Source organism: Caulobacter sp. P1_B12_2 (assembly GCF_056406675.1).
The window spans coordinates 1-6002 of record NZ_JBFTZS010000287.1; the positions used below are offsets into that span (position 1 = coordinate 1).

Here is a 6002-nt window from a genome sequence, read left to right on the forward strand (position 1 = left end):
GCGACAACACCGGCGGTCTGGTCGGTTTGCTCGGATACGGCTCCAACCTGCAATCCACGACCTCGACCGCCGTGGTCGCCGGCCGCAACAATGTCGGCGGCGCTGTGGGGTCCAATAGCGGCACGCTCTACTACGTCGAAGCCAGCGGGGCGGTCACCAGCAGCAGTGCGCACGTTGGCGGCCTGGCCGGGTACAACAACGGCACGATCGACCAAAGCATCGCCCGTGGCGACGTCATGGGCGCGGGCGGCGTCGGCGGCCTGGTCGGCTATTCCACCGGGACGATCTCGAACAGTTCGGCCAGCGGCGACGTGACCGGACTGGAAATCGAGGACGAGAATGGCGACGCGGTCATGGCCAGCGTCGGCGGCCTGGTCGGTCTGGACTATTACGGCAGCGTCTACTCTTCATCGGCTTCAGGCGCGGTCGGCGGCAAGGGGTCCTATTTCGGCGGCCTCCTGGGCTACGTTTACGGCGCATCGGTTCAGGACAGCTTCGCGACGGGCGCGGTCACCGGCCAGCATGACGTCGGCGGCCTGATCGGCGCCGCCGGCAATCTCTACCTCGTCAACAGCTACGCCACCGGCGCGGTGACGGGCGGCGACTATGACGGCGCATACGACGTCGGCGACGAAGCGTCGGCGACAGGCGGCCTGATCGGTCTTGTCCGCGACAGCACCACGATCGAAGCCAGCTACGCCGCCGGCAAGGTCATCGGCGCCGACAACACCGGCGGCCTGGTCGGCCTCGCCGCCAGGAACCTCGGGGTCAATAACAGCTGGGCTACGGGCGACGTCACCGGCGCGGACAATGTCGGCGGCCTGATCGGTGGGATCACGCTGCAGTATTACGCCTCGGCTTCGCTCAACAACACCTACGCCACGGGCAAGGTGACCGGCGCGACCGGCGTCGGCGGCCTGGTCGGCTTCGTTCAGGGGCAAAGCCATTACGATTCGGAGGAGGACGAGACCTATACCTCGTCGGTCGAGATCAATGACAGCTACGCCAGCGGCGCGGTGTCGGGCGACTACGCCGTCGCCGGCCTGGTCGGCGAGAACGATCACGGCATCCTGAACATCGCCAATGTCTATGAGACCGGTTCGGTCACGGGCCTGGGTTCGGTGGGCGGGCTGCTCGGCTACATGCACAGCGGCGTCACCATCGACGGCGGCTACGCCACCGGCGCGGTGTCGGGCGACGCCGCCGTCGGCGGCCTGTTCGGCACCTATGCCGGCAGCCTGGTCTCCAACCTCTACTGGGATATCGACTCCAGCGGGGCCACCGTCTCGCGCGGCAACACCCCGGCCGATCTGGCCAACACCACCGGCCTGACCCGCGACCAGGCGTTCACCGCCGACTCCTACGCCCTCGACGGCGACCGCTGGGTCTTCATCGACGGCGTGCGGCCGCTGCTGGCCAGCGAATGGTCGAGCACCATCAACAATGTCCACCAGCTGCAGCTGATGGCCCATGGGGTCGAGAGCGGCTACGTTCTCGGTCGTGACATCTCGGCCGCCGAGACCGCCACCGGCGGCAGCGGCGTGTTCAAGAACGGCTTCGCGCCGATCGCGTCCTTCTATGGTTCGCTGGACGGCCAGGGTCACAAGATCTCGGGCCTGACCATCAACAGCGCCGCCGGCAATGTCGGCCTGTTCGGCACGCTCGAGAGCGAGGCCTCCGTCCGGGATCTAGCCCTGGTCGGCGGCTCGGTCACCTCGACCGGCGTCGGCTATGTCGGCGCGATCGCCGGCACGAACAACGGCTTGATCACCACGGTGTCGAGCACGGCTTCCGTGACGGGCCTGGCCCAGAACAACGCCTATGCGGGCGGTCTGGCGGGCTACAACGCCGGGAGCATCGAGCGGTCCGCGTCGAAGGGCGCGGTGATCGGCGGCGTCGTCGGCGGCGTCTCGGGCCTCAACGGCGGGTCCATCAGCGACAGCTACGCCAGCGGCGTCCTGAACGGCTCGACGAAGGTCGGCGGCATCACCGGCGAGCTCTCCGGCGCTGGCTCGCTCAACACCGTTTTGAGCACGGCCAGCCTGACTTCCGGCTCGACCAAGGTCGGCGCCCTGGTCGGCTACAGCAACAACGGCACGGTCAACAACGGCCGCTGGAGCACCTCGCTCAGCCCGAGCGTCGGCGTCTATGGCGCGGGCGCGGGGACGGGAGAGAACAACCTCGGCTACTCCACCACCGATCTGCAGGACGAGACCAAGACCGCCGACGTCTACGCCGGCTTCGACCTCAACGGCGTCTGGGCCCTGGGCTCCAGCGCCGCCGCGTCCAGCGACGGCGTGGCCCACTTCGCCGAGCTTTATCAGGCCGACAATATCCTGGTGGTCAATGCGAGCATCAGCGGGACCTACGGCAACAGCGGATTCTACGACGGTTACGGGCTTTACGGCTATCTGCGTGGCAACGACGCCCTGAACGTCAGCGTCGACGAAAGCGCCTTCGGGTCGACCACCCACGCCGGGACCTACCAGTTCGCCATCGACGCCACGGTGACCGGCGGCGGTTCCTATCGGGTCGTCAAGCTGGGAACCCTGACCATCAACAAGCGCCAGGTCTATGTCGACCTGAAGGGCGGCGTGACCAAGACCTATGACGGCACGAACGCCGCCGTCCTGACCAACGACGCCTTCACCCAGTACAACGTGCGGGACGGCGACAGCCTGACCATCACGGGAACCGGGACCTACGCCGGCAACGGCGTCGGTTCGGGGCTCACGGTCACCGCGGGCGATCTGGTCCTGGGCGGCGCCAACGCCGGCGACTACGAGATCGTCACCGAAGGCCCGCTGGTCAGCAATGTGGGCTACATCAACCACGCCCTGGTCACCGGCACGGTCGCCTCGACCAAGACCTATGATGGGACCAAGGCCCTGGGCGCCAACGCCACCACCAGCCTGACGGGCCTGGTCGGCGACGAGACCCTGGCCGCGACCTTCACGAACGTGGCCTACGCCGACAAGAACGCTGGCGCGGGCAAGGTCCTGACGGGCGGCGTCTCGGTCGACCTGAGCGGTTCGACGGGCGCCAACTACGGGGTCACCTCGTTCGACGTCGCGGGAACGGGCCAGATCGACGCCAAGGTCGTCTCGGCCGGTCTGAGCGGAACGATCACCAAGACCTATGACGGCGCGACGTCCGCGACCCTCGGCGCAAACCTGGCCCTGACGGGCCTGGTCGACGGCGACACGGTCACGGTCGGGGCCGGCGGCGCGGCCTATGCCGACAAGAACGCGGGCGCGGGCAAGACCGTCACCGCCAACGGCGTGACGATCGGCGGCGCGGACGCGGGCAACTACGTCCTGGCCTCCAACACCGCCTCGGCCGCCATCGGTCAGATCAACGCCAAGGTCATCACGGCCGGCCTGGGCGGAACGGTCACCAAGACCTATGACGGCGCGACGACGGCCACCCTCGGCGACAACCTGGCCCTGTCGGGTCTGGTGTCCGGCGACAAGGTCACGGTCGGCGCCGGCGGCGCGGCCTATGCCGACAAGAACGCCGGCTCGGGCAAGACCGTCATCGCCAACGGCGTGACGATCGGCGGCGCGGACGCGGGCAACTACGTCCTGGCCTCGACCACGGCTTCGGCCAATGTCGGTACGATCCTGCAGAAGGCGCTGACCGTCACCGCCGACAACAAGGTCAAGAACCGCAACGACGCCGACCCGGCCCTGACCTACGCGTCGACGGGCCTAGTGGCGGGCGACAGCCTGACCGGCGCCCTGACCCGCGACGCCGGAGAGGCGGCCGGAACCTACGGCATCCTGCAGGGCACGCTGAGCGGCGGCGGCAACTACGCCGTCACCTTCAACCGCGCCTTGCTGACCATCAACCTGGGCATTCCGCCGGTCGAGAACCTGATCATCCCCTACATCCCCGCCGAAGGCGGCGGATCGACGGCCGGCGGCGGTTCGATCGGCGGCGGCGGCGCGGGCGGCCAGGCGGACGGCGGCAACAGCGTCGGCTTCCAGCTGGCGGTCCAGGACGCCGGCGGCCAACCCGCTTCGAACCAAGACCAGGGCGGCGACGACACCGCCACCTGCGCGGCCGGCGAAGCCTGCCAATCGGCTCCCTACACGCAGGGCGGCTCCACGTCCGGCGCCATCCACTTCCAAGGTTTCATGCAATAATGAGCAAGCTGATCAAGACGGCGAGCGTCCTGTTGGGCGCGACCTTCGCCGTGACCGCCACTGGCGCCGCTCACGCCCAGGTGGTCGAACGGAACCTGCCGCCGGCGCCGAAGGCCGACCTGCTGCAACTGGGCCCCAACCTCGTGGCGGCCGACCAGGACGACACCCCGATCGGTCCCGCCCTGAGCGGCATCGTCGTGCTCGGCGCGTCCACGCCGGTTGCGGCCGCGCCGGCTCCCGGGATCGACGCCAGCGCCGTGTCGCGCCTCAACACGCCCGCCGGTCAGGCCGTGCTCAAGCCCTTCCTGGGCCGCAAGCTCAGCAAGAAGCTGATCGCGGAAGTCGAGGCGGCGATCGCCGGCTACTATCGTCGCGAAGGCTATCCGTTCGTGGCGCTGCAAACCCCGCCGCAGGAGATCACCTCCGGCGTGGTGCAGTTCCGCGTCATCGAGTTCGCGCTGGGCAAGGTTTCGGTGACGGGCGCGGCGCGCACCGACGCCGGCTATGTCGCCAGCCGCGTGCGCACGGTTCCGGGTCAGCCGATCAACGGCGATCACCTGGCCGAGGATCTGGACTGGCTCAACCGCAACCCCTTCCGTCGGATCGACGCGGTGTTCACGCCCGGCGCGAACCTGGGCGACAGCGACCTGCGTCTGCAGGTGACGGAAAGCCGTCCGTGGCGGGTCTATGGCGGCTACGCCAACAGCGGCACGCCCTCGACGGGTCGCGATCGCTACTTCGTCGGCGCCAGCGCCCTTCTGGGCCAGGACACGGTGCTGTCCTACCAGTTCACCGGCGGCGACAAGGCCTTCGACAGCGACCCGAACTACGCCAGCCACGCGGCCACGCTGTTCGCGCCGTTCGCGCCGCGCCAGGCCGTGCAGCTGACGGTGTCGATGGTGGAGAGCAACGCCGCGGTCCAGGCGTTCGACATCAAGTCGACCACCACGGAAGTCACGCTCGGCTATGTGGGCGCGCTGTCGAACTTCAGCGGACTGGTGGGCGACATCTCGGCCGGCGTCGAGGCCAAGCGCCAGAAGCGCGAGATCTTCTTCGGCGCCGCCTCGGTGCTGAACCAGCCGGTCGACGTCTATCAGCTCTATGCGGGCTGGACCCATGCGGCCACCGACCGGTTCGGCCGCTACGACGCGGACGTCAGCCTGCACGTCAGCCCCGGCGGCGTCAGCGACAAGAACAGCAAGGCCGCGTTCAACGCCTATTCCAGCGGTCGCGTGACCAAGGCCGACTACGCCTATCTGCGCGGCTCGTACGACCGAGTCACCCGCCTGGGCGACGTCAGCCTGGTCACCCAGGTGATCGCCCAGTACGCCGATGTCGCCTTGCCGGAGAGCGAGCGGATCGGCCTGGGCGGCGCGAGCCTGGTGCGAGGCTACAGCCTCGACGACGGCGCCTTCGACCGGGGCCTGGTCGTGCGCAACGAACTGCGCTCGGCGATCTTCAACAAGGTGCTCGGCCCGGTCAGCGTCGCGCCCTACGTCTTCCTCGACGCGGGTTGGGGCAAGGACGAGGCGACCAGCAAGGAGAGCAACCCGCTCTCGACCGGCCTGGGGCTCGACCTGCGGATCGCCAACCGGTTCAGCGTGGCCGCCACCGGCGGCTATGCCTGGAACGACGCGCCCGCCACCCAGGACGGCGACTGGCGCGCCGACGTCCGCCTGACCGTCGCCTTCTAGGGTCGCGCTTCAGTCCGCGAGTCTGACGAGGGTCGGACGCTTGGCCACACGGCCCGGTGTCCGACCCTTTGTCGTGAGGCGTTCGCCCGGAGCTCGATGCGCCTGTCGTCGCGCCGGCGCAGACTCCGCGGCACGGGCGGACCTCTTCCATGGTCCGCCC

General features: G+C 68.9%; 2 protein-coding genes. Both read left to right on the forward strand.

Translation table 11 applies throughout. From position 1 onward, the window contains the following. Positions 1–4148 (forward strand): beta strand repeat-containing protein (locus tag AC1DZ6_RS16950; RefSeq protein ID WP_477098317.1); only part of this gene is annotated, 4148 nt, incomplete at its 5' end. Further along, positions 4148–5842, forward strand: coding sequence for a ShlB/FhaC/HecB family hemolysin secretion/activation protein (locus AC1DZ6_RS16955; protein WP_477098318.1), 1695 nt, complete (start codon positions 4148–4150; stop codon positions 5840–5842). The genes AC1DZ6_RS16950 and AC1DZ6_RS16955, both read left to right, overlap by 1 nt. Positions 5843–6002 lie beyond the last annotated feature (160 nt).